The sequence below is a fragment of the Xanthomonas sp. LMG 12460 genome (assembly GCF_009192895.1).
GTDB classification, from domain to species: domain Bacteria; phylum Pseudomonadota; class Gammaproteobacteria; order Xanthomonadales; family Xanthomonadaceae; genus Xanthomonas_A; species Xanthomonas_A sontii.
The window spans coordinates 36,483-60,272 of record NZ_NKUH01000017.1 but is presented as its reverse complement, the minus strand read 5'-3'; the positions used below and the strand labels follow the sequence as shown (position 1 = coordinate 60,272).

Genomic DNA, 23,790 nt, shown 5'->3' with positions numbered 1-23,790 from the left:
AGCAGCGCCGCCATGGCTCACCGCCGCAGCAACTGCAGGACTTCTTCCAGCTCCTGCCGCACCTGCTTGATGATCTGGTTGCTCAGCGCCGATTCCTGGCGGGCACCCTCGCCTTCCAGGCGCAGGCGCGCGCCGCCGATGGTGTAGCCCTGTTCGTACAGCAGGCTGCGGATCTGCCGCACCATCAGCACGTCGTGGCGCTGGTAGTAGCGCCGGTTGCCGCGCCGCTTGACCGGTTCCAGGCTGGGGAATTCGGTCTCCCAATAGCGCAGCACATGCGGCTTGACGTCGCACAGCTCGCTGACCTCACCGATGGTGAAGTAGCGCTTGGCCGGAATCGGCGGAAGTTCGCGGTTACTGCCCGGGTCCAGCATAAGCCTCCACTCGCTCCTTGAGCTTCTGTCCGGGGCGGAAGGTCACCACCGTCCGCGCCGAAATCGGGATCTCTTCGCCGGTCTTGGGATTGCGGCCGGGTCGTTGGTTCTTGCGGCGCAGGTCGAAGTTGCCGAAACCGGACAGCTTCACCTGCCGCCCCTGCTCGAGCGCATCGCGCAGCACGTCGAAGAACGCATCGACGAATTCCTTGGCCTCGCGCTTGTTCAGCCCGACTTCGTCGAACAACCGCTCGGCCATTTCCGCTTTGGTCAACGCCATCGCCCTGCTATCCCCTGTGCTTCTCAACCACGCATCCGCGCGTCGTGTTCCCGCGCCAGCGCGGCCACCGCATCGGCGACCACCGCCTCCACATCGCGGTCCGTCAGAGTGCGCGTGTTGTCCTGCAAAATCAAGCCCATAGCGAGACTCTTGCAACCAGCCTCGACCCCCGCGCCGACGTAGCGGTCGAACAGCACGACCTCGCGCAGCAAGGGCCCCACCGCCGCGCGCACGCTGCGCGCCAGCGCCGCCCAACTCACCGCGTCCGGCACCACGAAGGCATCGCCCTGCTATCCCCTGTGCTTCTCAACCACGCATCCGCGCGTCGTGTTCCCGCGCCAGCGCGGCCACCGCATCGGCGACCACCGCCTCCACATCGCGGTCCGTCAGAGTGCGCGTGTTGTCCTGCAAAATCAAGCCCATAGCGAGACTCTTGCAACCAGCCTCGACCCCCGCGCCGACGTAGCGGTCGAACAGCACGACCTCGCGCAGCAAGGGCCCCACCGCCGCGCGCACGCTGCGCGCCAGCGCCGCCCAACTCACCGCGTCCGGCACCACGAAGGCCAGGTCGCGACGCACCGACGGGAACCGCGACAGCTCGGCGGCGCGCGGCAGGGCACGCGCGGCCAGCGGCGCCAGGTCCAGCTCGAACGCCAGCACATCGACGTCGATCTGCATCGCCTGCAGCAGCCGCGGGTGCAGTTGGCCGATCCAGCCGATCCGCACGTCGTCGCGATACACGTCGGCCGACCGGGTCGGATGCGCGAACGGGTGCGCCGACGGCCGGTAGTCCAGGCGTGCGCCGGAGGCCGCGGCCAAGGCTTCCAGGTCGCCCTTGAGGTCGTGGAAATCGACCTTGCGCGCCGGCAGGCCCCATTGCAGGGCGTCGGCATCGCCGCACACCGCCGCCGCCACCCGCTGGGTTTCGGTCGGCGCGGCGCCGGCTTCCGCCGCCGCGGCGAACACCTTGCCAAGCTCGAACAGGCGCACGCGCCCGGCCTGGCGCGCGGCGTTGCGGCCCAGCGCGGCGACCAGCCCAGGCAGCAGCGACGGACGCATCACCGCCAGTTCGGCGCTGAGCGGATTGGCCAGGGCCACGCGCCCGTCGTGCAGGCCCCACTGGTCCAGCAGCGCAGCATCGACGAAGGCGTAGTTGATGGTTTCCAGCAGATCGCGCGCCAGCAACTGGCGACGCACGCTGCGCTCGTCCAGCTGGGTCTCGCTGTCCATGGCGATGCGCGTGGCGCCGCCGGGCAAGGTGGTCGGCAGGCGGTCGTAGCCGTGGATGCGCGCCAGCTCCTCGATCAGATCCTCTTCGATGGCGATGTCGAAGCGGCGGCTCGGCGCGGTGACCTGCCAGCCGTCGGCCGAGGCGACCACGTCCATGCCCAGCGCGCGCAGGATGCGCTCGACGTCGGCGTCGGCGATCTCGATGCCGAGCACGCGCAGGATGCGCGCGCGGCGCAGCGCGATCGGTGCCGGTGCCGGCAGGAATTCGGGCAAGGCGGCCTCGACCACCGGGCCGGCGCGCCCGCCGGCCAGCTCCAGCACCAGCCGCGTGGCCAGCTCCAGCGCCTGCCGCGGCAGCGCCGGATCCACGCCGCGCTCGAAGCGGTGACCGGCATCGGTGTGCAGGCCGAGCTTGCGCCCGCGGCCCATGATCGCGGCCGGCGCGAAATGCGCGGCCTCCAGGAACACGTGGCAGGTGGTCTCGGTCACGCGGGTGGCGTGGCCGCCCATCAGGCCTGCCAGCGCCACCGGCCGATCGGCATCGGTGATCAGCAGGAACGCCGGATCCAGCACGGCCTCGCGGCCATCGAGCAGGGTCAGGGTCTCGCCGTCGCGCGCGTGGCGCACGCCGACCGGGCCCTGCAAGGTGTCCAGGTCGAAGGCATGCATCGGCTGGCCCAGTTCCAGCATCACGTACTGGGTGATGTCCACCAGCAGCGACAGCGGACGCACGCCGCTACGGCGCAGGCGTTCGGCCATCCACAGCGGCGTCTTCGCCGCCGGATCCAGGTCCTCGACCACGCGGCCGCAATAACGCGGCGCATCGGCGCCCGCATCCAGCGTCACCGCCAGCGCGCGCTCGCTGCTCACCGCCGCCGGCGTCACCGCCAGCGGCAGCACGTCGCTGCCGCAGGCCGCGGCCACGTCGTAGGCGATGCCGCGCACGCCGAAGCAGTCGGCGCGGTTGGGCGTGAGCTTGATCTCGATGCTGGCGTCGGGCAGGCCCAGATACTCGATCAGCGCCTGGCCGATCGGCGCATCGTCGGGCAGTTCGAACAGGCCGGACGCGTCGCTGTCCAGGCCCAGCTCCTTGGCCGAGCACAGCATGCCGTTGGACGCGACGCCGCGCAGCTTGGCCGGCTTGATCGCGATGCCGCCGACCTGCGCACCGACCAGCGCCAGCGGCGCAACCAGGCCCGCGCGCGCATTGGGCGCGCCGCAGACGATCTGCAGCAATTCGCCCTGCCCGGCATCGACCCGGCACACCTGCAGCCGGTCGGCCTCGGGATGCGGCGCGGCCTCGACGATCCGCGCCACCACCACCTGCTGCAGGCCGTCGCCGAGCGGCACGACCTCCTCGACCTCCAGGCCGATGGCGGTCAGGGTCGCGGTGAGCTGCTCACGCGTGGCCTGGGTCGGAACGTGGCTGCGCAGCCAGTTTTCGCTGAATTTCATGGAAGGGCCGGGAATCGGGAATGGAGAATGGGGAATCGAAGACGCGGTCTACTGGGACGGAAACGGAGAGGGGAAACGAGCCTTTGCGTTGCTTTGCCCATTCCCGATTCCCGTTTCCCGACTCCCAGCCTCAAGCAAACTGCCGCAGGAACCGCACGTCGTTCTCGAAGAAGGCACGCAGGTCGTTGACGCCGTAGCGCAGCATCGCGAAGCGCTCCACGCCCATGCCGAAGGCGAAGCCGGTGTAGCGCTCGGGGTCGATGCCGACGTTGCGCAGCACGTTCGGGTGCACCATGCCGCAGCCGAGCACTTCCAGCCAGCGGGTGCTGCCGTCGGGCTGCTGCCAGGCGATGTCGACCTCGGCGCCCGGCTCGACGAAGGGGAAGTAGCTGGGACGGAAGCGCATCTGGAAATCGCGCTCGAAGAACGCGCGCACGAACTCGGCCAGGGTGCCCTTGAGGTCGGCGAAGGTCGCGTGCTCGTCGACCAGCAGGCCTTCGACCTGATGGAACATCGGCGAATGGGTCTGGTCGCTGTCGCTGCGGTAGACCTTGCCCGCGGCGATCATGCGCAGCGGCGGCGCATGCTCGCCCATGTAGCGCACCTGCACGCCCGAGGTGTGGGTGCGCAGCAGGCGGCCGTCGCCGAAATAGAAGGTGTCGTGCATCGCCCGCGCCGGGTGGTGCGGCGGGAAATTCAACGCCTCGAAGTTGTGCCAGTCGTCCTCGATCTCGGGGCCGTCGGACAGTTCGTAGCCCAGCCGCGCGAAGATCTCGGTGATGCGCTCCAGGGTACGGGTGACCGGATGCAGCCCGCCGCGTTCGCCGCGCCGGCCCGGCAGGGTCACGTCGATGCGCTCGGCGGCCAGGCGCGCGTCCAGCGCCGCGGTTTCCAGCAGCGTGCGGCGCTCGGCCAGCGCGGCGGACACCGTGTCGCGCGCGCGGTTGATCGCCTCGCCGGCCAGCTTGCGCTGCTCCGGCGCCAGCGCGCCGAGCTGCTTGAGCTGGGCGGTGATGCTGCCGCTCTTGCCGAGCAGCGCGACCCGCAGTTGCTCCAGCGCCTCCGGACTCTGCGCCGCGGCGATGTCCGCCAGCGCCTGCCCGCTCAGGGAATCGATCTCACTCATTGCACTCGCGCCTCACTGCTCCGGCCGAACCGTGGCCACCGTGTCCCGCCGATGCGGGACCTCACCTACCCGGCAGGCACCCCGCATCGGGACGCCCAAAAACGCAAAAGGGGAAGGACTTGCGCCCTTCCCCTGCATGCCTGCGATGGCTCCCGCCGAAACCCCGCACGCGGACGCGCGGGTTTCTGCAGGGATTCGCAAACTTATGCCGCCAGCGCGCCCTTCGCCTTCTCCGCCAGGGCGGCAAAGCCCTGCGCGTCGTGCACGGCGATGTCCGCCAGCACCTTGCGGTCGAGGGTGATGCCGGCCTTGAGCAGGCCGTTCATGAAGCGGCTGTAGCTCATGCCGTTGATGCGGGCCGCCGCGTTGATGCGGGTGATCCACAGCGAACGGAAATTGCGCTTCTTCTGCTTGCGGCCGATGTAGGCGTACTGCTGCGCCTTGATCACCGCCTGCTTGGCGACGCGGAAGACCTTGCGACGGGCGTTGTAGTAGCCCTTGGCGAGGTTCAGAACTTTCTTGTGACGGCGGCGCGCCTGGACGCCACGCTTGACTCGAGCCATGGTTCAGTCCTCAGAGGTAGGGAAGCATACGGTCCAGACGGCCTGCGTCCTCGGCACGGACGTGGTTCGTCTGCCGCAGGTTGCGCTTCCGCTTGGTCGCTTTCTTGGTGAGGATGTGGCTACGGTTGGCGTGACCAGCCTTGTACTTGCCGGAGGCGGTCTTGCGGAAACGCTTGGCCGCCGCCCGGTTGGTCTTGATCTTGGGCATTGCAATGTCCTTGATGGTGTTTTGTCACTGGTCAGGGCGGTGGCTGCGCCACACTTTCCGTCCGTGCCCTTACCTGCTTGTAAGCCCTTGATCCACTGAGGATCCGGGCGGGTCCTATTGCCGCCGGAGCGGCAAACCCGATGAACTGGGCCGCGCATTATGCCAGGACTTGGAATGCCTTGCAAATCATGCAGTTCGACGGGCGCTTGCGCGCCGGGATTCGGGATTCGGGATTCGGGATTCGCGCAGGCTGCGCGGCGCACGAGCACGCCGCAACGGCGCAGCCGCGCTACGCCCGGAACGTCAAGAAGAAGCTGGCCACAGAGACCCGAGAACCGCGCGCCTGCCGTTGGCGGGGCGCGATCCCGTGCTGCGGCGGCGGATCAGCGCTTCTTCGGCGCGATCATCATCACCATCTGCCGGCCTTCCAGGCGCGGACGCGATTCGATGACGATGTCTTCGCCCAGATCGGCCTCGATCCGCGCGGCCATTTCGCGACCGAGCTCCTGATGGCTCATCTCGCGACCGCGGAAGCGGATGTTGACCTTGACCTTGTCGCCTTCCTCGATGAAACGGCGCATGTTGCGCAGCTTGATCTGGTAATCGCCTTCGTCGGTGACCGGACGGAACTTGATTTCCTTGATCTCGACCTGCTTGGTCTTCTTCTTGGCTTCGTTGGCCTTTTTCTGCTGCTCGAACTTGAACTTACCGAAGTCCATGATCTTGCAGACCGGCGGATCGGCCTGCGGCTGGATCTCGACCAGATCGAGTCCATCCTCTTCGGCCAGCGCCAGCGCTTCGTCGCGGGTCAACACGCCGACCATCTCGCCGTCCGCGCCGATCACGCGCACGCGCGGCACGCGGATCTCTTGGTTCTTGCGGTTCTGTTTGTTGTCAGGGGTACTGATGTTGCAATCTCCCAGGGGAATCGGACTGGCGCGGACGGAGGCTCCGTCCGCACCAGGGTGGTGTCACGCCAACTGCTCGGCGCGCAGCCGTTCGGCGAAGGCGGCGACCGACATGGTGCCCAGATCCTCCCCCGATCGCGTACGGACCGCAATCGCGCCGTTTTCCGTCTCGCGGTCGCCCGCGACCAACAGGTACGGCACCCGCTGCAGCGTGTGTTCGCGAATCTTATAACCGATTTTTTCGTTCCGCAAATCGGCCTCGATGCGGAAGCCTTGATTTGCAAGGAGTTTCCGCACGTTGTCTACATAGTCTGCCTGCGCGTCCGTGATGTTCATGACCACGGCCTGCACCGGCGCCAGCCAGGCCGGGAACATGCCGGCGTGGTGCTCGATCAGGATGCCGATGAACCGCTCCATCGACCCGACGATGGCCCGGTGCAGCATGACCGGATGCTTCTTCTGGCTGTGCTCGTCCACGTATTCGGCGCCGAGGCGGCCGGGCATCATGAAATCCACCTGCATGGTGCCGAGCTGCCAGGTGCGGCCGATCGCGTCCTTCAGGTGGTACTCGATCTTCGGGCCGTAGAAGGCGCCCTCGCCCGGCAGTTCCTGCCACTCCACCCCGCAGGCGCCGAGCGCGGCGCGCAGGGCGGCCTCGGCCTTGTCCCAGGTGGCGTCGTCGCCGAGGCGCTTTTCCGGGCGCAAGGCGATCTTGATCTGGATGTCGTCGAAGCCGAAGTCGCCGTACACCTTCAGCGCCTGCTGGTGGAAGGCGGTGACCTCGGCCTCGATCTGCTGCTCGGTGCAGAAGATGTGGCCGTCGTCCTGGGTGAAGCCGCGCACGCGCAGGATGCCGTGCAGCGCGCCGGACGGCTCGTTGCGGTGGCAGGCGCCGAACTCGCCGTAGCGGATCGGCAGGTCGCGGTAGCTGTGCAGGCCCTGGTTGAACACCTGCACGTGGCCGGGGCAGTTCATCGGCTTGACCGCGTAGGTGCGCTTCTCCGACTCGGTGAAGAACATGTTGTCCTGGTAGTTGTCCCAGTGGCCGGACTTCTGCCACAGCGACACGTCCAGGATCTGCGGGCAGCGCACCTCGCCGTAGCCGCTGTCACGGTAGACCTTGCGCATGTACTGCTCGACCACCTGCCAGATCGACCAGCCCTTGGGGTGCCAGAACACCAGGCCCGGGCCCTCTTCCTGCAGGTGGAACAGGTCCTGCTGCTTGCCGATCTTGCGATGGTCGCGCTTGTCGGCCTCCTCCATGCGCAGGATGTAGGCCTCGAGCTGCTTCTTGTCGGCCCAGGCGGTGCCGTAGATGCGCTGCAGCTGCTCGTTCTTGGCGTCGCCGCGCCAGTAGGCGCCGGAGATGCGGGTCAGCTTGAAGGCCTTGAGGAAGCGCGTGTTCGGCACGTGCGGGCCGCGGCACATGTCCACGTATTCCTGATGGTAGTACAGGCCCATCGCGGTGACGTCGTCGGGCATGTCCTCGATCAGGCGCAGCTTGTAGTCCTCGCCGCGCTGCTTGAACAGCTCGATGACCTCGGCGCGCGGGGTGACCTTCTTGATCACGTCGTAGTCCTGCGCGATCAGCTCCTGCATGCGCTTCTCGATCGCCGCCATGTCCTCGGGGGTGAACGGGCGCTCGCTGTAGATGTCGTAGTAGAAGCCTTCGGCAATGACCGGGCCGATCACCATCTTGACCTCGGGATACAGCTGCTTGACCGCGTGACCGACCAGGTGCGCGCAGGAGTGGCGGATGATCTCCACGCCCTCGGCGTCCTTGGCGGTGATCAGGCGCAGACTGGCGTCGTGGTCGATGAGGTCGCAGGCGTCGACCAGGCGGCCGTCGACCTGGCCGGCGATGGTCGCCTTGGCCAGGCCGGGGCCGATGGACTGGGCCACGTCCATGGGGCTGACGGGGTGTTCGAATTCGCGGCGGCTGCCGTCGGGGAGCGTGATCGTGATCATGGGAGTCGGCGGAAAGGGAAACTGGGGGGATGGCGTCCGCGCCACCTCGGCGGCAGGCCAGTCTGGGCGCGGGACAGAAAGAAGGCGCCACAAGGGCGCCTGCTCGGACAGCCTTGGGCGGGAACTCAAGCGAGGGCGGTGGTAGTGCTCATGTCGCACGCTCGGCCGGCGTTGCCGCGGGCCACCCATGTCCGGATCAGGTTATTGGGAAAATGGTAAACCACTCTTTCTCAAAACGATACCTTTTGGTAACCACGTAAGGCCCTCGAAGACGAGGCGCTGCCGCCATCCTCGCTGCAGCGCAGCAAGAGCTACGACAGCCGCCATGGCATGCTTCGCCGACGTTTTCCCCGCACCCGGACGCGCCGTCATCAAAGGCAAGGCCACATCGCTGGACATCGCCTATCTGGCAGGCGTGTCGCAACCCACGGTCTCGCGCGCGCTGCGCGGCAGTCCGGCGGTCAACGAGCAGACCCGGCGCAAGATCCTGGCGATCGCGCGCGAGCTGAACTACAAGGTCGACAAGCACGCCTCCAGCCTGCGCCTGCGCAATGCCGGCACCCTGGCGCTGCTGTTCTTCGAAGACCCGACCACCGACGACTCGCTGATCAACCCGTTCTTCCACTCGATGCTGGGCTCGATCACCCGCGCCTGCGCCCGCCATGGTTACGACCTGCTGGTGTCGTTCCAGCAGTTGTCGGACAACTGGCGTGCCGACTATGGCGACAGCCAGAAGGCCGACGGGCTGATCCTGCTCGGCTATGGCGACTACCTGCAGGCGCAGCAACGGCTGCAGCACCTGGTCGACCAGGGCACGCACTTCGTGCGCTGGGGTGCGGTGCTGCCCGGGCAGCCGGGGGTGTCGATCGGCAGCGACAACTTCCAGGGCGGCCACGACATCACCGCGCACCTGCTGGCGCAGGGCCGCCGCCGCATCGCCTTCCTCGGCGACGCCTCCAACCATTACCCCGAATTCCTGGAACGCTACCGCGGCCACCTGCAGGCGCTGCGCGCGGCCGGCGCCGAGGCCACGCCGGCGCTACAGGTCGATGCGATCACCACCGAGCAGTCCGGCTACGAGGCGGCGCTGGCCCTGCTCGGCCGAGGCGAGCGCTTCGATGCGCTCTTTGCCGCCAGCGACCTGATCGCCATCGGCGCGCTGAAGGCCTTGCGCGAGCACGGCCTGCGCGTGCCCGAGGACGTGGCCCTGGCCGGCTTCGACGATATCCCGGTGGCGGCCAGCGTCGATCCGGCGCTGTCGACGGTGCAGCAAGACACCAAGCTGGCCGGCGCGGTGCTGGTGGACACCCTGCTGGCGCAGATCGCCGGGCAGCCGGTGAGCAGCCGCACCCTGCCGGTGACGCTGGCGCTGCGCGGCTCGTCGCTGCTGCGCAACTGAGCCCTGCTTGGGCGCCGACGCGCCGACGGCCGGCGCTGACGCCGACCGGCAGCACCGCGTTTACGGCGTCGGCGCGACGCCGTCCTTGGCCGCCATCAGCCAGCGCAGCCGCGCGCGCAGGTCCGGGCGCACGATCGGCGCATCGGACAGGAACACGCGCACGCCATGTGCCGGCACCTCGGCGCGCAGCGCATCGGTCACCTCGGTGGCGCTGCCGTCGAAGCCGTCGTGCCAGGTGCCGGGCTGCAGATAGCGGCGCACTTCCAGCGTGCGCGGCGCGTCGCTCTTGTTCAGCAGCACCAGCGCGGTCTGAGTGCTGCCCGCATGCTGGAACACCCGGTAGAACACCGCCTCGTCGCCGGACAGCTGCAGATTGAGCTGCAGGCCGCGCTGCAGCGCCGGGCTGCGCTGGCGCAGCGTGGCGATGCGTCGCAGCGGCGTGAAGATCGGACTGCTCGGCGCCGCGTTCACCCGCTCCTGGCCGAAGTAGTTGCGGTTGCCGGCATGCTCGGCGCGCCCGCGCATGAAGCCGGTCTCCGAGCCGTAGTAGATCACCGGGATGCCGCGCGCGGTGAACAGCCAGTTGTGCGCGTCGATGAAGCCGGCGTCGCTGGCGTCCAGCCGCGCCATGTCGTGGTTGTCGTAGAAGGTCATCAGCTCGTACGGATTGGCGTACGGGCCGCGTTCCAGATACAGCGCCGGCTGCAGCGTCTCGTAGCCGCGCTGGGCATGGCCGAACGTCGCCGCCAGTGCCTGCTTGAGCGGGAAATCCAGCACGCTGACGCCCGCGTTGCTGGCCCAGGTGTGGCTGGCGATCTTGTGCGCGTTGTAGTCGAAGTCCTCGCCGAACATGAACATGCCGGGGCGCTGCGCGCGGATGCGGCGCACGAACTCGTGCCAGAAGCTGTCGGGCATCCAGCCGATGGTGTCGATGCGGAACGCATCGGCGCCCTGCCCCAGCCACTGCGAATAGGCGCCGACCAGATACTCCATCACCGCCGGGTTGCGCTCGTTGAAATCGGACAACTGCGCCAGGTTGCCGCCGGTGTTGTAGAACGCGTGCAGCGGATTGTGCGCCGGGTCCAGCTTGGACGGCGGCAGGTTCTGGTGATCGGCGATCAGTTTGCCGTCGCGGTCGAAGACCTGGCCGAACATCGGCTGCCGCTTGGGCATGGTCCAGGCCGGCGAGCCGTGATTGCCGACAATGTCCAGCACCACCTTCAGCTGCTGCGCGTGCATGGCCTGGGTGAAGCCGGCGAAATCCAGGCCCGGGCTCGGCAGATGCTCGTCGAGCTTGTAGAAATTGACGCCCCAGTAGCCGTGGTAACCGGTCTTGCCACGGTCGCTCAGCGAGCTGCCCCAGGTGATCGGCTTGCCGCCGGTGAAGGCCTCGTCCGGGTTGTCGACGATCGGCGTGATCCACACCGCGCCGAAGCCCAGGTCGCGGATGTAGCCGGCGTTGTCGACCACGCCCTTGAAGTCGCCGCCGAGGTAGCCGATGTTGTCGCTCTCGCCCGGCGGCGCCGGGATCGGGATGTCGAAGGTGCGATGCGCGCCGCCCTGGTCGCGGTGATCGTTGCCGGGATCGCCGTTGACGAAGCGATCGGTGACCACGAAGTACACCGCCTCGCTGGCGAACGGCTCCAGCGTGCCGTAGAACTCTTCCTGCGCCGGCGCCTGGGCCTGCGCCGACCCAGCGCAGGCGCCCAGCAGGGCCAGCGCCAACAGCGACATCCGATCGATCATGCGTTCGCTCCCGAATCCGACGGCACCCACAGCACGCACAGCGCCGCCACCAGCAGGCTGCCGCCGCCGATCGCCAGCGCGTACAGCGGCCGGCCATCGAGCCAGTGCGTGAGCACGAAGCCCAGCACGCTGACCGCGACCAACTGCGGGATCACGATGAAGAAATTGAAGATGCCCATGTACACGCCCATCTTCGCCGCCGGCACGCTGTCCGACAGCAGCGCGTAGGGCAGCGACAGGATCGAGGCCCAGGCGAAGCCCACCCCGACCATCGACAGCAGCAGCCACTGCGGATCGCGGATCCACAGGAACGACAGCAGGCCGGCCGCGCCCAGGCACAGGTTCAGCAGATGGCTCATGCGCAGCCCGCAGGCGCGCACCAGCAGCGGAATGGCGATCGCAGCCAGTGCGGCGAAGCCGTTGTAGGCGGCGAACAGCACGCCGACCCAGTTGGCGCCCTCGTTGTAGGCGGCCGAGGTGACGTCCTGGGTACCGTAGTGGGTCTGGGTGACGGCGGCGGTGGTGTTGATCCACATCGCGAACAACGCGAACCAGGAGAAGAACTGCACCCCGGCCAGGCGCCGCATCGCCCGCGGCATGGTCTGCAGATCGCAGACGATCGCCGCCAGCATGTGTCCGCGACGCAGGCGCGGCGCGACGCCCTGCAGCACGCCGTAAGCGATGCACAGGCCGGCCAGCACGTACAGCATGCGGTCGCCGCGGCACCAGGCGATGGCCGCCGCGCCGGCGATGCCCACCGCGCACCACAGCGCAGCGGCGCCATCGACACGGCGCGGTTGCACCGCTGCATCTGCGGTGACGACGGCGCTGCCATGCAGATCTTCGGGCGGATACTCGCGGGTGCGCAGCACGGTCCAGCCGATGGACAGGAACAGCACCGCGCCGCCGACATAGAACGCGTAGCGCACCGTCGCCGGCACCTCTCCGGGCCCCGCGGTATTGCTGACGCCCCAGTGCGCCAGCAGCCACGGCAGCATGCTCGCCACCACTGCGCCGACGCCGATGAAGAAGCTCTGCATGGCGTAGCCGGCGGCGCGCTGGCGCGTCGGCAACTGGTCGCCGACGAAGGCGCGGAACGGCTCCATCGAGATGTTGATCGAGGCGTCCAGCACCCACAGCGTGCCGGCCGCCACCCAGAGCGCCGGCGAGTTCGGCATCACCAGCAGGGCCAACGTGGTGAACAGCGCGCCGACCATGAAGTACGGGCGACGCCGGCCGAAGCGGTTCCAGGTGCGGTCGGACAGGTAGCCGACGATCGGCTGCACGATCAGGCCGGTCAACGGTGCGGCGATCCACAATCCCGGCACCTGCTCCATGTCCGCGCCCAGGGTCTGGAAGATGCGGCTGGCATTGGCGTTCTGCAGCGCGAAGCCGAACTGGATGCCGAGGAAGCCGAAGCACATGTTCCAGATCTGCCAGAACGACAGCGCCGGCTTGGCGCGTGGCACGGTGCTCATGGTCGCTCCTCGATCGGGCCGGCCGGCGCGATCAGCAGCGCGGCGACATCGGCGGCATTGACCACGCCATCGGCGCCGCCCTGGCCACCGGTGTAGCGCGCGAAGTGCTGCAATGCGCTCATGTTTGCCGCCGGCAGCAGCCGCGCGACGCAACGTTGCCCGGCCTGCAGCTCGAACAGCGCCGTCGTGGAGGTCTGCTCGCCGACGCTGTGCGGCATCACCAGGGGTTGCGATTGCGCTGGCGCGTCGCCGCATTGCACCTGCAAGCGTTTGACCGCGGCGGTGACACCGGTGTTGATCGGACCATGCGCATTGACGTAACGCAGGCCAAGCCGATACGCGCCGTCGCGTGGCGCCGTCCACGTCCAGTCGTCGGGACCGTCCACGCGCGCAACATCACCGACGCAGACGGTGGGGCTATGCAGCGATTCCCAGCGCCCCACTTGCCGGGTCAGGCTCAGGCATTGCACGCGCTCGGTCAGCGGCAGCAGCGCGCCGTCGGCGCTGCCCTCGCGTGCCTGCCCATCGACGTACAACACCGAGTCCGCAGCCGCCTGCACCCGCCAGCCCCCGGTCTCGCGTCGCACCTGCGGTGCCGGCGGCGCCAGCGGTGCGAAGGCGTCTTCTGCCGTCAGCATCTGCAAGGGCGCACTTCCGCTGTGGCGTGCCACCAAGTCGATGGTGATGACGCCGTTCTGGCTGTGGGTCTTGCCGGCGACCAGCAGGTCGCCCTGCAGCTGCATCGGCCGGCGCAGCACGATCCGGCGGTCCTTCAGCTGCAACGCAATCTCCTGGCGCTCGCCGAACAGCATGGGCACCAGGCTGGTCGGCAACTTGGGCAACACGCGGCCGTCGTCCTCCACGCCGAACACGCCCTCGATCACCATCGCCAGGTAGCCGGCCACCGACCACAGCTGCCGCGGCGAATTGACCACCGGGCCGCTGAGCGGACCGTCGTCGACATGCACGGCCTGGCTCAGGAACTCGTAGTTCTCCATGTTCGAGCCGGCCAGCGCGGCGCCGCGCAGCAGCGAGCGAACTTCCAGGTCGATGCGCGCGCTGTCGTCGGTGTGCCGCGCCGCACGCAGCGCGTAGGCGCTTACGAACGGCCAGATCGCCCGGTTGTGGTAGATCGGCACCTCGCGCTGCTGCGGCCACACCACCGGGCTGCCCGCCTCCACCGCCGGATAGCGGGCCAGCGCCTGGCGCGCGCGCGCGGCCGGCAGCACGTCGGCCAGCACCGCCAGCGACAGGCCCAGCAGGTCGTAGCGTTCGTAGCGCACCGGATGCTCGGCCGTGCCGATGTAGCCGACGTAGGTGCCGCGGTCCTCGCGCCAGAAACGCTGCGCGATCGCCTGGCGCAGTGCATCGGCCCAATCGGCATAGCGCGCGGCCGCCTGCATGTCGCCCTGCTCCCGGGCCAGGCGCTCGCCCAGGCGCAGCGCCTGGTAATGCAGCACGTTGGTGGACAGCGCGAAGGAACTGGCGATGAAGCCGACATCCTCGCGGGTCCAGGCCGGATAGGTCTGCTCGCGCCAGTCCAGGAACGAGGTCTCGCCGCGGTACAGGCCGATGCGCGGGTCGAACGCGAACGCGCGATCCTGGGCCAGCGTGGCCGTGAGCGCGGCGCGGGTGTCGGCGGCGAAGGCTGGATCGTCCAGCAGGTGGCGCGCGGCCAGGAACCACACCACCCGGTCGCTGCTCACCGGCCAGCTGCCGCCGGAGCCGGTGTCCTGCGCCACGAACAGCCCCGGCAGCGCGTCGGTGCCGCGCATCGGCGACAGCTTGAAGCGCAGCGAGCGGCGCGTGCGCTCGGGATCCAGCCGCGCCAGGGCCAGGTCCGCGGCATAGCTGACATCGCGGGTCCACACGTAGGGCCAACGCTCGCCGGTCTGGTAGCAATCGCATGGCAACGGCTTGCCGTGATCGAACGCCGGATCGCGGATCGCCTGGACCTGGTCGTCGCGCAGTTCCTGTTGCGCCAGCGCGAACAGCGCATCGAACAACAGGCTATCGGTCTCGCTGCGCAACGGCTGCGCCGGCACCGTGCGCGTGCCTTGGGCCGCGTGCAGCACGAAACCGCCGTCGGCAGTGGCCTCGGCCTGCGCGGTCTGGCCACGCCACTGCAATGACGCCTGTCCAGCAGACGCCGACGCCGCAGCACCCAAGGTGGCGGCCAAGCAAATCATCTTCAGCATCGAAGCGGCAGACCGGCTCGCACCGATCGACCTCCCTCCCTCTTTGCCTGCATGGTGGAAGCGCAGGCCGGCATGCCGGCGCTGCGGTCGCCGCCTCCGCATCGCGGGGCGCTGCGGACATGGTAGACGGGCGGCACCGCGGCGCGTGCAGTTGCATACGTATTCATCGTATGGACCACGGCGGCCGCGGACCGCCTCGCTATAGTCGTTGCGATGCCACGGTCGCCCTGGGAGAGGAGATGCCGCTGTTTGACGTCCTGTCGCGCCTGCGTCTGCCGTCGTTGCTGGCGAGCGTGTTGTGGTGCGTTGCGCCATGCCTGCACGCCGCGCCGCAGACGGTGGCCCGCGTGGACTCGCCGGGCAAGATCCTGCGCGTCTCCCTGCAGTTGGACGACGGCCGCCCCAGCTATCGCGTGCAGCGCCTGGGCGAGCCGGTGATCGGCGAATCGCGGCTCGGCTTCCAGTTGCGCGACGGCAGCCTGGATCGCGACCTCGCGCTGCTGGACCAGCGCAGCCGCAGCGTCGACGAAACCTGGGAGCAGCCCTGGGGCGAGCGCCGCTACGTGCGCAACCACTACAACGAACTGCGCGTGAAGCTGGGCCAGCGCGGCGGCCGCCAGCGCCGCTTCGCGGTGGTGTTCCGCGTCTACGACGACGGGCTCGGCTTCCGCTACAGCTTTCCGCAACAGGCCGGCATGCAGGAAGCGATCATCGACGAAGAACTCACCGAGTTCGACATCGTCCCCGAGGCGACCGCCTGGTGGATTCCCGCCGGCGCGCCCATCCACTACGAATACCTGTACCGGCGCACGCCGCTGCGCGAAGTGCCGCTGGCGCACACGCCGTTCACCCTGCGCAGCCAGGACGGCCTGCACCTGGCCATCCACGAGGCGGCCCTGGTCGACTACGCCGGGACGTGGCTGCGCCGCGGCGAAGGCCAGCGCCTGCATGCGCAACTGTCGCCGTCGGCGGAAGGCTGGAAGGTGCGCCGGTCCCTGCCCTTCGACACGCCGTGGCGGACGCTGCAGATCAGCGACACCGCCGGCGGCCTGGTCGATTCCAACCTGATCCTCAACCTCAACGAACCCAACGCGCTGGGCGACGTGAGCTGGGTGCACCCGGCCAAGTACATCGGCGTGTGGTGGTCGATGCACCTGAACCAGGACACCTGGGCGCGCGGCCCCAGACATGCCGCCACCACCGCCAACACCCGCCGCTACATCGACTTCGCCGCAGCGCACGGCTTTCGTGGCGTGCTGGTCGAAGGCTGGAACCCCGGCTGGGACGGCAACTGGGTCGGCAACGGCGACGACTTCGACTTCACCCGTGCCACCGCGGACTTCGACATCGATGCGCTCAGCGCCTACGCGGCGAAGAAGGGTGTGCACCTGATCGGCCACCACGAGACCGGCTGTGCGGTGGAGCACTACGAAGATCAGCTCGATGCGGCGCTGGATCTGTATGCGCGCTTGGGCGTGGACACCTTTAAGACCGGCTACGTCTGCGACGACGGACAGGTGGACCGGCGCAATCCCGCCGGCGGCCCGCTGTGGCGCGAATGGCACGACGGCCAGTTCATGGCCCGCCACCATCTCAAGGTGGTGCAGGAAGCGGCCAGGCGCCACCTGTCGATCAATGCCCACGAACCGATCAAGGACACCGGCCTGCGCCGCACCTACCCGAACTGGCTCTCGCGCGAAGGCGCGCGCGGCATGGAGTACAACGCCTGGGGCGAGCCGCCGAACCCGCCGGAGCACGAAGTGAACCTGGTGTTCACGCGGATGCTGGCCGGGCCGATGGACTACACCCCTGGCATCCTCAGCCTGACGGGCCGCGGCGGACGCGCGATTCCGAGTACGCTGGCGCGGCAACTGGCACTGTACGTGACCCTGTACAGCCCGATCCAGATGGCGGCCGACCTGCCCGAGCACTACCTGCAGCACCGCGACGCCTTCCGCTTCATCGAGGACGTGGCGGTGGACTGGGACGACAGCCGCGTGGTCGACGGCGAGATCGGCGATTACGTGACCATCGTGCGCAAGGACCGCCACAGCCGCGACTGGTTCCTCGGCAGCATCACCGACGAGCACGGCCGCGTGCTGCCGATCGCGCTGGGCTTCCTCGAACCGGGCGTGCGCTATCGCGCCGAGATCTACCGCGACGGCGACGCCGCAGATTACCAGCACAATCCGTTCGACTTCGTCCGCGAGCAGCGCGTGGTCACCAGCCGCGATCAGTTGCAGGTGAAGCTGGCGCCCGGCGGCGGCCAGGCGATCCGTTTCGTCCCGCTGAACCCGGCGCCAGCCTCCGCTGGCACGGCAGCATCGCGCTGACGCACCACCATGCGGCACGCGGCACCGCCGGCAGCACAGCGGCGGAGGCATGCACTCGCCATGCCGGATCACGGCGCTCGCCTCTGCGGCGCCGCGCCATCGTGCGCGGCAGGTCAGCGGCGCGCGGCGCGCCGCTTCCGCCAAACCATGTCGCGCCATCTGCGAGCTCGCCCGACGTCCGCATGCCGGCGGACTCCCTGGCATCACTCTCAGTGCAGCACCCGAATGTTCATGCCAGGCGACGTCAGTTGCATGAAGCACGCGCATGCTCGCCGCGGCACCGGCGTAGCGGCGCGCGCACGACATTGCGATCCTGAAAGCGCTTCCAATGCGATGCAGGCCAGTGAATACGTATGCAGCGGACGTTCGCGACGAAGCCGCGTGTCTACCATACAGCGCAATCGCGACACCGCCCTGCGGCTGCGCGACACGCACATCCGGCCGCCTCGCCGGTTCAGACATTCGCAAGACAACATTGCCTGGGAGGGGAAAATGTTGAACCACAAGCGCAACGCGCTGACGCTGGCGCTGGCCGTCGCGATGACGCCGATGCTGGCTGCTGCACAGTCCGATACCACCGCCACCACGTCCAAGGATCCGGTCACCGAACTGGACAAGGTCCAGGTGACCGGCATCCGCCGCGGCATCGAGAACGCCATCGCGATCAAGCAGGACTCGACGTCCATCGTCGAAGCGATCTCGGCGGAGGACATCGGCAAGCTGCCGGACGTGAGCATCGCCGAATCGCTCGGGCGCCTGCCAGGCCTGGCCGCGCAGCGCGTCGCCGGCCGCGCCCAGGTGATCAGCGTGCGCGGCCTGTCGCCCGACTTCGCCACCACCCTGCTCAACGGTCGCGAAGTGGTCAGCACCGGCGACAACCGCAGCGTCGAGTTCGATCAGTACCCTTCGGAGCTGGTCAACGGCGTGACCGTGTACAAGACGCCCGACGCCGGCCTGGTCGGCCAGGGCCTGTCCGGCACCATCGACATGCAGACCGTGCGTCCGCTGAGCTTTCCGGACCGGGTGATCGCCGTCAGCGGCCGCCTGCAGAAGAGCTCGCTCGGCAAGGCCGCCAACGTCGACGCCTTCGGCAACCGCTTCAGCGCCAGCTACATCGACCAGTTCCTGGACAACACCCTGGGCTTCTCGATCGGCTATGCCCACAGCGACATGCCCATCCAGGAAAACCAGGTCGGCCTGTACGAGCCGTGGACCACGCAGAACACTGACAGCGGCAGCCGTCCCGGCGTGGCGCCTGGCACCTACTTCTCCGACGGCATCAAGGCGCTGCGCCGCACCGGCAACAACAAGCGCGACGGCGTGATGGCGACCGTGCAGTTCCGTCCGTCCAGCAGTTGGACCAGCACCTTCGACGCATTCCATACCGAAGCCGAGCAGATCGACACCGCCAATCAGTTCGAGGTCAATCTCAGCAACTACAACGGCGGCTACACGCCCGGCCTGCTGATCACCAATCCGCAGGTCGACGCCAGCGGCAGCTTCACCGGCGGCACCGCCAGCGGCGTGTACCCGTTGGTGCGCGGCATGTACAACAAGCGCAAGGACAAGATCGACGCATTCGGCTGGAACAACGAGTTCAACCTCGGCAGCGTGCGCCTGATGGCCGACCTGAACTACTCCAAGGCCACCCGCAAGGAGCTGAACCTGGAGAACAACCTGCAGCTGGTGCCGATGCCGCAGCTGGACACGGTCGGTCTCGTGGTCAAGCCGAATGGCTTCTCGCAGATCACCCCCGGCCGCGACTACTCCGACCCGAACAACCTGTTCCTGACCAACACCATCTACGGCTCCGGCTACGGCAAGGTGCCGGAGGTCGAGGACCGGCTGAAGGGCGGCCGCCTGGCGGCGACGCTGCCGGCACCGCAGGCGCTGACCTGGTTCTCGGACATCGACGTGGGCGTCAACTACGCCGACCGGCGCAAGCAGAAGACCCAGGCCGAAGGCAACATCCTGCTCGGCGCGCAGGGCGACACCAGCATCGCCAGCGACCTGCAGTACGACCCGGTCAACCTCGGCTTCGCCGGTATCGGCACCATCCCGGCCTGGAACGTGCCGGCGGCGGTCTCGCGCTACATGACCTTCAACCCGGTCACCAATCTGGACTACCTGATTCCGAAGTCGTGGACGGTGCAGGAGAAGATCACCACGGCCTGGCTCCGCGCCAACATCAACACCGACATCGGCGAGGTCGGCGTGCGCGGCAACATCGGCGTGCAGTTGCAGCACGCCGACCAGAGCTCGCAGTCCAGCTACTTCGACCAGTCCCGTCCGGCCGGCCAGAATGTGCTGCCGATCGACGCCGGCAAGACCTACAACGACTGGCTGCCGAGCCTCAACCTGGCCTTCCTGTTCCCGCACCAGCAGACCCTGCGCTTCGCCGCGGCCAAGCAGGTGGCGCGGCCGCGCGTGGACCAGATGCGCGCCGGCCTGGACTTCGGCGTGGACACCTCCACCGGCAAGCCCGGCGGCAGCGGCGGCAATCCCCTGCTCGACCCGTGGCGCGCCAACGCGCTGGACCTGTCGTACGAGAAGTACTTCGGCGAGAAGGCCTACGTGGCCGCCGCGGTGTTCTACAAGGACCTGAAGAGCTACATCTACACGCAATCGCGCGACGATTACGACTTCTCCGCCCTGCTCGCCAGCTACGTGCGCCCGCCCAACATGACCGTGCCGGTACAGACCACCGGTACCTTCTCCTCGCCGCAGAACGGCAAGGGCGGCACTCTGCGCGGGCTCGAGCTGACCGCCTCGCTGCCGTTGGACATGTTCACCGACAGCCTGCGCGGCTTCGGCATCCAGGCCAGTGCCACGTTCAACGACAGCGACATCAAGATCGTCGATCCCGAAAGCGCCTCCAGCGTGGGCTCGGCGCCGATCGACCTGCCCGGCCTGTCCAAGCGGGTGTACAACTTCACCGCCTACTACGAGCGCAACGGCTTCGAGGCACGCGTCAGCCAGCGGCGGCGCTCGGACTTCATCGGCGAGATCGGCAACTTCAACGGCAACCGCACGCTGCGCTACGTGGTCGGCGAGAACGTCACCGACGCGCAGGTCAGCTATACCTTCGCCGATGGCAGCAGCCTGGCCGGGCTGAGCCTGCTGCTGCAGGCGAGCAACCTGACCAACTCGCCCTACCGCACCTACGCCGGCACCAAGGATCGCCCGCTGGAGTACGTCGAATGGGGACGCACCTACATGCTGGGCGTGAACTACAAGTTCTGAGTCCCGCGTATAGGCTGCAGACGACGCCCGCCGGCGCACCCGGCGGGCGTTTTCGTTGGGGCGGTTGCCGCGGACGGTTGCGTCAAATGCCGCGGTGGCCGACGAGAAAACGATGAGATCAGGATCGAGCAGCGTTGACGATCTGGTTTGCCGATCGGGATCAAGACGAGCGGCCTGGAGAGCGCACACCAGCCCCTTCGCCTGCAAGAAGATCTACAGAAAGCGATCGCGCGTGAACTGATGGAGATCTCGCCGCGTCCGCGAAGATCCCGACAAAACGCCGCGAGCGCGCGGAATGGCCGCTTCGCGGAAAAAATCTGCACTTCAGGAGTGCATGGCCCAAGCCCTCTGCGTGCCATAAAGCGCCATGCCCGGACATTCATTGCTGAACTCCGAACTGGTCGGCCCGACCGCACCACGGAGGATGCATCCGCGCCGAATCGATACTGCGGCAGCTGATCGACGCCAGCACCGTCATCGCCAACGACGGGTCTCAGCCAGGAGGCCGCGAGATCGTGTCCTGGTGGCGTCGCTGGAAAAGCGGCGTTTCAGATCACAAAGGCTGGCGTGCAGACATGGTGACATTGCCGCGATGGACACCAGCGCAGCGATGACGGCGGATTCGTGGCCGCGTCGCCTAGCCGGCAGCAAGAGCGACAGCGACGCAGCAGTCTGTTGTGTGGGCCAACAAGGCAAGTCTCCGAGCTGGCCTTGGATCCAGGACGGCGTGATTGTCGGTGACGACGCGTGCCCTGATTACCGGGCACGCCAAACCGCGAAGACGGCGTGGCGTGGTCACCGCAACATGCTTACTACGGACACTGAACTTCCAGAGCGATCCTTGTCGTCCAACAAACGCCCACGTCCGTGGTATGCATGAGGCCTTATCCGACGCGATGCACGCCGGACTGTCTTTCCAAAACAACAGCTCGGCAGTGCCGTAGCCACACAGCAGGATGCGACGCTGCCGTCGCAGGAATCATTTGGTCCCGCTCATGCGCCCTGCAGGCACACCATCGCATAGCCGGGCAAACGCAAGCGCTCTTCGACCGAGCCCGCGACCACGCCCGGCACCTGCAGCGCCTGCCAGCTGCCCTCGGGCAGCGCCACGTCGGCGGCCTCGGCGGACAGATTGAACGCCAGCAGCAAGCACTGCGCGGCGTGGCGACGCTGGAACATCAGCACGGGCTCGGCCGTCTCGTGGAAGACGATGTCGCCCTCACGCAAGGCCGGATGGCGCTTGCGCCAGGCCAGGAACTGGCGAATCGCATGCAGGACCGACTGCGGGTCGGCCTCCTGCGCCGCCACCGATTGTGCGCGATGCGCTGCCGCGATCGGCAACCAAGGCGTCCCGGTGCTGAAACCGGCTTGCTCGCTGGCATCCCATGGCAGCGGCGTCCGGCACCCATCGCGGCCCTTGAAGTTCGGCCAGAACGCGATGCCGTAGGGGTCCTGCAGCGCCTCGAACGGCACCTCTGCCTCGCCCAGGCCGAGCTCTTCGCCCTGGTAGACGCAGACCGAGCCGCGCAGCGAACACAGCATCGCGATCAGCAGCCGCGCGAAGGCCGGCGTCTCGGCACCCTGCCCCCAACGCGTCACCGCGCGTTGCACGTCATGATTGGAAATCGCCCAGCACGGCCAGCCTTCGGTCATCGCCGCTTCCAGACGCGAGACCGTCTCGCGGATGTAGGCCGCGCTGAAATCGTCGGTCAGCAATTCGAAGCTGTAGCCCATGTGCAGGTGCCCGGCGCGGGTGTATTCGGCCGTGGTCGCCAGCGAATCCTCCGACGAGATCTCGCCCAGGCTTACCGTCCCCGGATAGCGGTCGAGCAGGCTGCGCAGCTTCTGCAGGAACGGCAGGTTCTCCGCCTGCGTGTTGTTGTAGTAGTGGTACTGGAACGCGTACGGATTGTCCGGGCTGAAGCCGCGGCCGACGCGCTTTTCCGGCGGTTTGGGCGGGTTGTCGCGCAGTTGCGGATCGTGGAAGCAGAAATTGATCGCGTCCAGGCGAAAGCCGTCGACACCGCGCGCCAGCCAGAACTCTACGTTGTCCAAGGTCGCCTGCTGCACCTGCGGATTGTGGAAGTTCAGATCCGGCTGCGAGGCAAGGAAATTGTGCAGATAGTACTGCCCGCGGCGCGGCTCCCACTGCCACGCCACGCCACCGAAGATCGACAGCCAGTTGTTGGGCGGCGCCCCGTCCTCACGCGCATCGGTCCACACATACCAATCCGCCTTCGGGTTGTCGCGGCTCTGCCGGCTTTCCTTGAACCAGTCATGCTCCACCGAGGTGTGACTGAGCACCTGGTCGATCATCACTTTCAGGCCCAGCGCATGCGCCTTGGCCAGCAGGGCATCGAAGTCGGCCATGGTACCGAACAGCGGATCGACCTCACGATAGTCGGCGATGTCGTAGCCGAAATCGGCCATCGGCGACTTGAAGAACGGCGAGATCCAGATCGCATCCACGCCCAACGCCGCGATGTAGTCCAGTTTGCGCACGATGCCCGGCAAATCGCCGATACCGTCGCCATTGGCGTCGAGGAAGCTACGCGGATAGATCTGATAGATGACGGCACCGCGCCACCATGGAGCCTGAGACATGCAACGCCCCCCTTCGGGCAGAGATCGCGCGTGCGACGGGCACGCGAAACGCTGCGCTAGAGTAGCGTTGATGCAGGAATTTCAGCGGTGCCTGCATACGTATTCACACATGGCGAAAGTGATCACTTGAAAAAACGCGTCCACCATGAACAGGACTCGTTAAATCCAACACCGCAAAAAGAAAATCAATATTCCCTGAAGTAGGGCTTAGAGCAATCCGTCCCTATGACTGTGCACTCAGAACCTGAAGCCTCTTTACAGCGACGCAGCGCTTCTTTCTTCGCGGCGCTCACGGTCGCGCCACTCACTATTTTCCCCACCCCAGTTCCATCAGGACCTTGGACAACGGCAACACACTGGTTTTTGTAGGTAAAAACAACCTTGCAGTCCGAATTTCCGAGGCCAGCACACCTTTCCAACGCACCGGCCTCAGCATCCGATTCCGAAAACCTTCCAGTGCTGCTTCCGACATCTCCGCTGGACGCACGTGCGATAGCCCCCCACGTCTTGATCCACTCTCCCGTCAACCGCGCAGACCCATCCTCGCCTCCGGGGCTCGGGCCACATTGAGGACTGCCAGGAGCCACTCCCGACGGGCAGGCAGTTTGCGCCAAGGCCATCGGACTGAGCAGTAAGCAAGAAGCAAAGACTATCGCCTTCAAAACATCACCTCCAAA

At 67.4% G+C, this 23,790-nt stretch carries 16 protein-coding genes and 1 pseudogene; 3 read left to right on the top strand and 14 right to left on the bottom strand.

Annotated elements, in window-relative coordinates; genetic code table 11:
- Positions 1-17 precede the first annotated feature (17 nt).
- The 9 genes and pseudogenes from CEK66_RS03590 to thrS all read right to left on the bottom strand — a co-directional run bounded on the left by CEK66_RS03590 (position 18) and on the right by thrS (position 8,112).
- Positions 18-374, bottom strand: coding sequence for a MerR family transcriptional regulator (locus tag CEK66_RS03590; RefSeq protein WP_009597860.1), 357 nt, complete (start codon positions 372-374; stop codon positions 18-20).
- Complete coding sequence (locus CEK66_RS03585) at positions 355-654, bottom strand: integration host factor subunit alpha (protein ID WP_003466661.1); 300 nt, start codon at positions 652-654, stop codon at positions 355-357. The genes CEK66_RS03590 and CEK66_RS03585 overlap by 20 nt, the downstream gene beginning before the upstream one ends.
- Positions 655-677: 23 nt before the next feature.
- Positions 678-944: pseudogene (locus tag CEK66_RS03580) on the bottom strand (phenylalanine--tRNA ligase subunit beta); the annotation flags it as partial.
- Positions 945-960: 16 nt separating this feature from the next.
- Complete coding sequence (gene pheT, locus CEK66_RS03575) at positions 961-3,339, bottom strand: phenylalanine--tRNA ligase subunit beta (protein WP_152235972.1); 2,379 nt, start codon at positions 3,337-3,339, stop codon at positions 961-963.
- Positions 3,340-3,469: 130 nt separating this feature from the next.
- Positions 3,470-4,465 (bottom strand): phenylalanine--tRNA ligase subunit alpha, encoded by a 996-nt coding sequence (gene pheS / locus CEK66_RS03570; RefSeq protein ID WP_010342858.1) that lies wholly within the window; start codon positions 4,463-4,465, stop codon positions 3,470-3,472.
- 203 nt (positions 4,466-4,668) lie between these two features.
- Positions 4,669-5,028, bottom strand: a complete 360-nt coding sequence (gene rplT, locus CEK66_RS03565; protein ID WP_010342859.1) for a 50S ribosomal protein L20 — start codon at positions 5,026-5,028, stop codon at positions 4,669-4,671.
- Positions 5,029-5,038: 10 nt separating this feature from the next.
- Entirely contained in the window at positions 5,039-5,236 is a 198-nt protein-coding gene (gene rpmI / locus CEK66_RS03560; protein WP_010342861.1) for a 50S ribosomal protein L35, read from the bottom strand.
- 383 nt (positions 5,237-5,619) lie between these two features.
- Entirely contained in the window at positions 5,620-6,144 is a 525-nt protein-coding gene (gene infC, locus CEK66_RS03555) for a translation initiation factor IF-3 (protein WP_304412340.1), read from the bottom strand.
- Between the two features lie 63 nt (positions 6,145-6,207).
- Positions 6,208-8,112: a threonine--tRNA ligase gene (thrS, locus tag CEK66_RS03550; RefSeq protein WP_017911219.1), complete on the bottom strand. Its 1,905-nt coding sequence runs from the start codon at positions 8,110-8,112 to the stop codon at positions 6,208-6,210.
- Positions 8,113-8,437: 325 nt separating this feature from the next.
- Here thrS and CEK66_RS03545 point away from each other — a divergent pair, with 325 nt between their 5' ends.
- The gene (locus CEK66_RS03545; protein ID WP_052250749.1) at positions 8,438-9,511 is read left to right on the top strand and encodes a LacI family DNA-binding transcriptional regulator; all 1,074 of its coding nucleotides are present in this window, start codon (positions 8,438-8,440) and stop codon (positions 9,509-9,511) included.
- A gap of 60 nt (positions 9,512-9,571) precedes the next feature.
- On the opposite strand, the gene CEK66_RS03540 is transcribed toward CEK66_RS03545, so the two are convergent.
- Genes CEK66_RS03540 through CEK66_RS03530 form a run of 3 tightly spaced genes read right to left on the bottom strand, consistent with a single transcriptional unit; the run spans position 9,572 to position 14,933 of the window.
- Entirely contained in the window at positions 9,572-11,245 is a 1,674-nt protein-coding gene (locus tag CEK66_RS03540; protein WP_193312567.1) for an alpha-amylase family glycosyl hydrolase, read from the bottom strand.
- A gap of 8 nt (positions 11,246-11,253) precedes the next feature.
- Positions 11,254-12,735 (bottom strand): MFS transporter, encoded by a 1,482-nt coding sequence (locus CEK66_RS03535; RefSeq protein ID WP_152235970.1) that lies wholly within the window; start codon positions 12,733-12,735, stop codon positions 11,254-11,256.
- Positions 12,732-14,933 (bottom strand): Six-hairpin glycosidase-like protein, encoded by a 2,202-nt coding sequence (locus CEK66_RS03530; RefSeq protein ID WP_193312566.1) that lies wholly within the window; start codon positions 14,931-14,933, stop codon positions 12,732-12,734. The genes CEK66_RS03535 and CEK66_RS03530 overlap by 4 nt, the downstream gene beginning before the upstream one ends.
- A 239-nt stretch (positions 14,934-15,172) precedes the next feature.
- Here CEK66_RS03530 and CEK66_RS03525 point away from each other — a divergent pair, with 239 nt between their 5' ends.
- The gene (locus CEK66_RS03525; protein WP_152235968.1) at positions 15,173-17,266 is read left to right on the top strand and encodes a glycoside hydrolase family 97 protein; all 2,094 of its coding nucleotides are present in this window, start codon (positions 15,173-15,175) and stop codon (positions 17,264-17,266) included.
- A 492-nt stretch (positions 17,267-17,758) separates the two neighbouring features.
- Positions 17,759-20,509 carry a TonB-dependent receptor gene (locus CEK66_RS03520; RefSeq protein WP_017911225.1) on the top strand — a complete coding sequence of 917 codons (2,751 nt, stop codon included), beginning with the start codon at positions 17,759-17,761 and terminating at the stop codon, positions 20,507-20,509.
- 993 nt (positions 20,510-21,502) lie between these two features.
- Here the strand turns inward: CEK66_RS03520 and CEK66_RS03515 are convergent.
- Positions 21,503-23,113 carry an alpha-glucosidase gene (locus tag CEK66_RS03515; RefSeq protein ID WP_152235967.1) on the bottom strand — a complete coding sequence of 537 codons (1,611 nt, stop codon included), beginning with the start codon at positions 23,111-23,113 and terminating at the stop codon, positions 21,503-21,505.
- Between the two features lie 185 nt (positions 23,114-23,298).
- Positions 23,299-23,733: a DUF4189 domain-containing protein gene (locus CEK66_RS03510; protein WP_081613217.1), complete on the bottom strand. Its 435-nt coding sequence runs from the start codon at positions 23,731-23,733 to the stop codon at positions 23,299-23,301.
- Between the last annotated feature and the right edge of the window lie 57 nt (positions 23,734-23,790).

Excerpts from the sequence above, each read along its gene's own strand:
- CEK66_RS03590 (WP_009597860.1), bottom strand. The coding sequence starts at position 374 with ATGCTGGACCCGGGCAGTAACCGCGAACTTCCGCCGATTCCGGCCAAG.
- CEK66_RS03510 (WP_081613217.1), bottom strand. The coding sequence starts at position 23,733 with ATGGCCTTGGCGCAAACTGCCTGCCCGTCGGGAGTGGCTCCTGGCAGT.
- CEK66_RS03520 (WP_017911225.1), top strand. The coding sequence starts at position 17,759 with ATGTTGAACCACAAGCGCAACGCGCTGACGCTGGCGCTGGCCGTCGCG.
- rplT (WP_010342859.1), bottom strand. The coding sequence starts at position 5,028 with ATGGCTCGAGTCAAGCGTGGCGTCCAGGCGCGCCGCCGTCACAAGAAA.
- CEK66_RS03515 (WP_152235967.1), bottom strand. The coding sequence starts at position 23,113 with ATGTCTCAGGCTCCATGGTGGCGCGGTGCCGTCATCTATCAGATCTAT.
- CEK66_RS03525 (WP_152235968.1), top strand. The coding sequence starts at position 15,173 with ATGCCGCTGTTTGACGTCCTGTCGCGCCTGCGTCTGCCGTCGTTGCTG.
- pheS (WP_010342858.1), bottom strand. The coding sequence starts at position 4,465 with ATGAGTGAGATCGATTCCCTGAGCGGGCAGGCGCTGGCGGACATCGCC.
- CEK66_RS03535 (WP_152235970.1), bottom strand. The coding sequence starts at position 12,735 with ATGAGCACCGTGCCACGCGCCAAGCCGGCGCTGTCGTTCTGGCAGATC.
- CEK66_RS03545 (WP_052250749.1), top strand. The coding sequence starts at position 8,438 with ATGGCATGCTTCGCCGACGTTTTCCCCGCACCCGGACGCGCCGTCATC.
- CEK66_RS03530 (WP_193312566.1), bottom strand. The coding sequence starts at position 14,933 with ATGCTGAAGATGATTTGCTTGGCCGCCACCTTGGGTGCTGCGGCGTCG.
- CEK66_RS03585 (WP_003466661.1), bottom strand. The coding sequence starts at position 654 with ATGGCGTTGACCAAAGCGGAAATGGCCGAGCGGTTGTTCGACGAAGTC.
- CEK66_RS03540 (WP_193312567.1), bottom strand. The coding sequence starts at position 11,245 with ATGTCGCTGTTGGCGCTGGCCCTGCTGGGCGCCTGCGCTGGGTCGGCG.
- rpmI (WP_010342861.1), bottom strand. The coding sequence starts at position 5,236 with ATGCCCAAGATCAAGACCAACCGGGCGGCGGCCAAGCGTTTCCGCAAG.
- pheT (WP_152235972.1), bottom strand. The coding sequence starts at position 3,339 with ATGAAATTCAGCGAAAACTGGCTGCGCAGCCACGTTCCGACCCAGGCC.
- thrS (WP_017911219.1), bottom strand. The coding sequence starts at position 8,112 with ATGATCACGATCACGCTCCCCGACGGCAGCCGCCGCGAATTCGAACAC.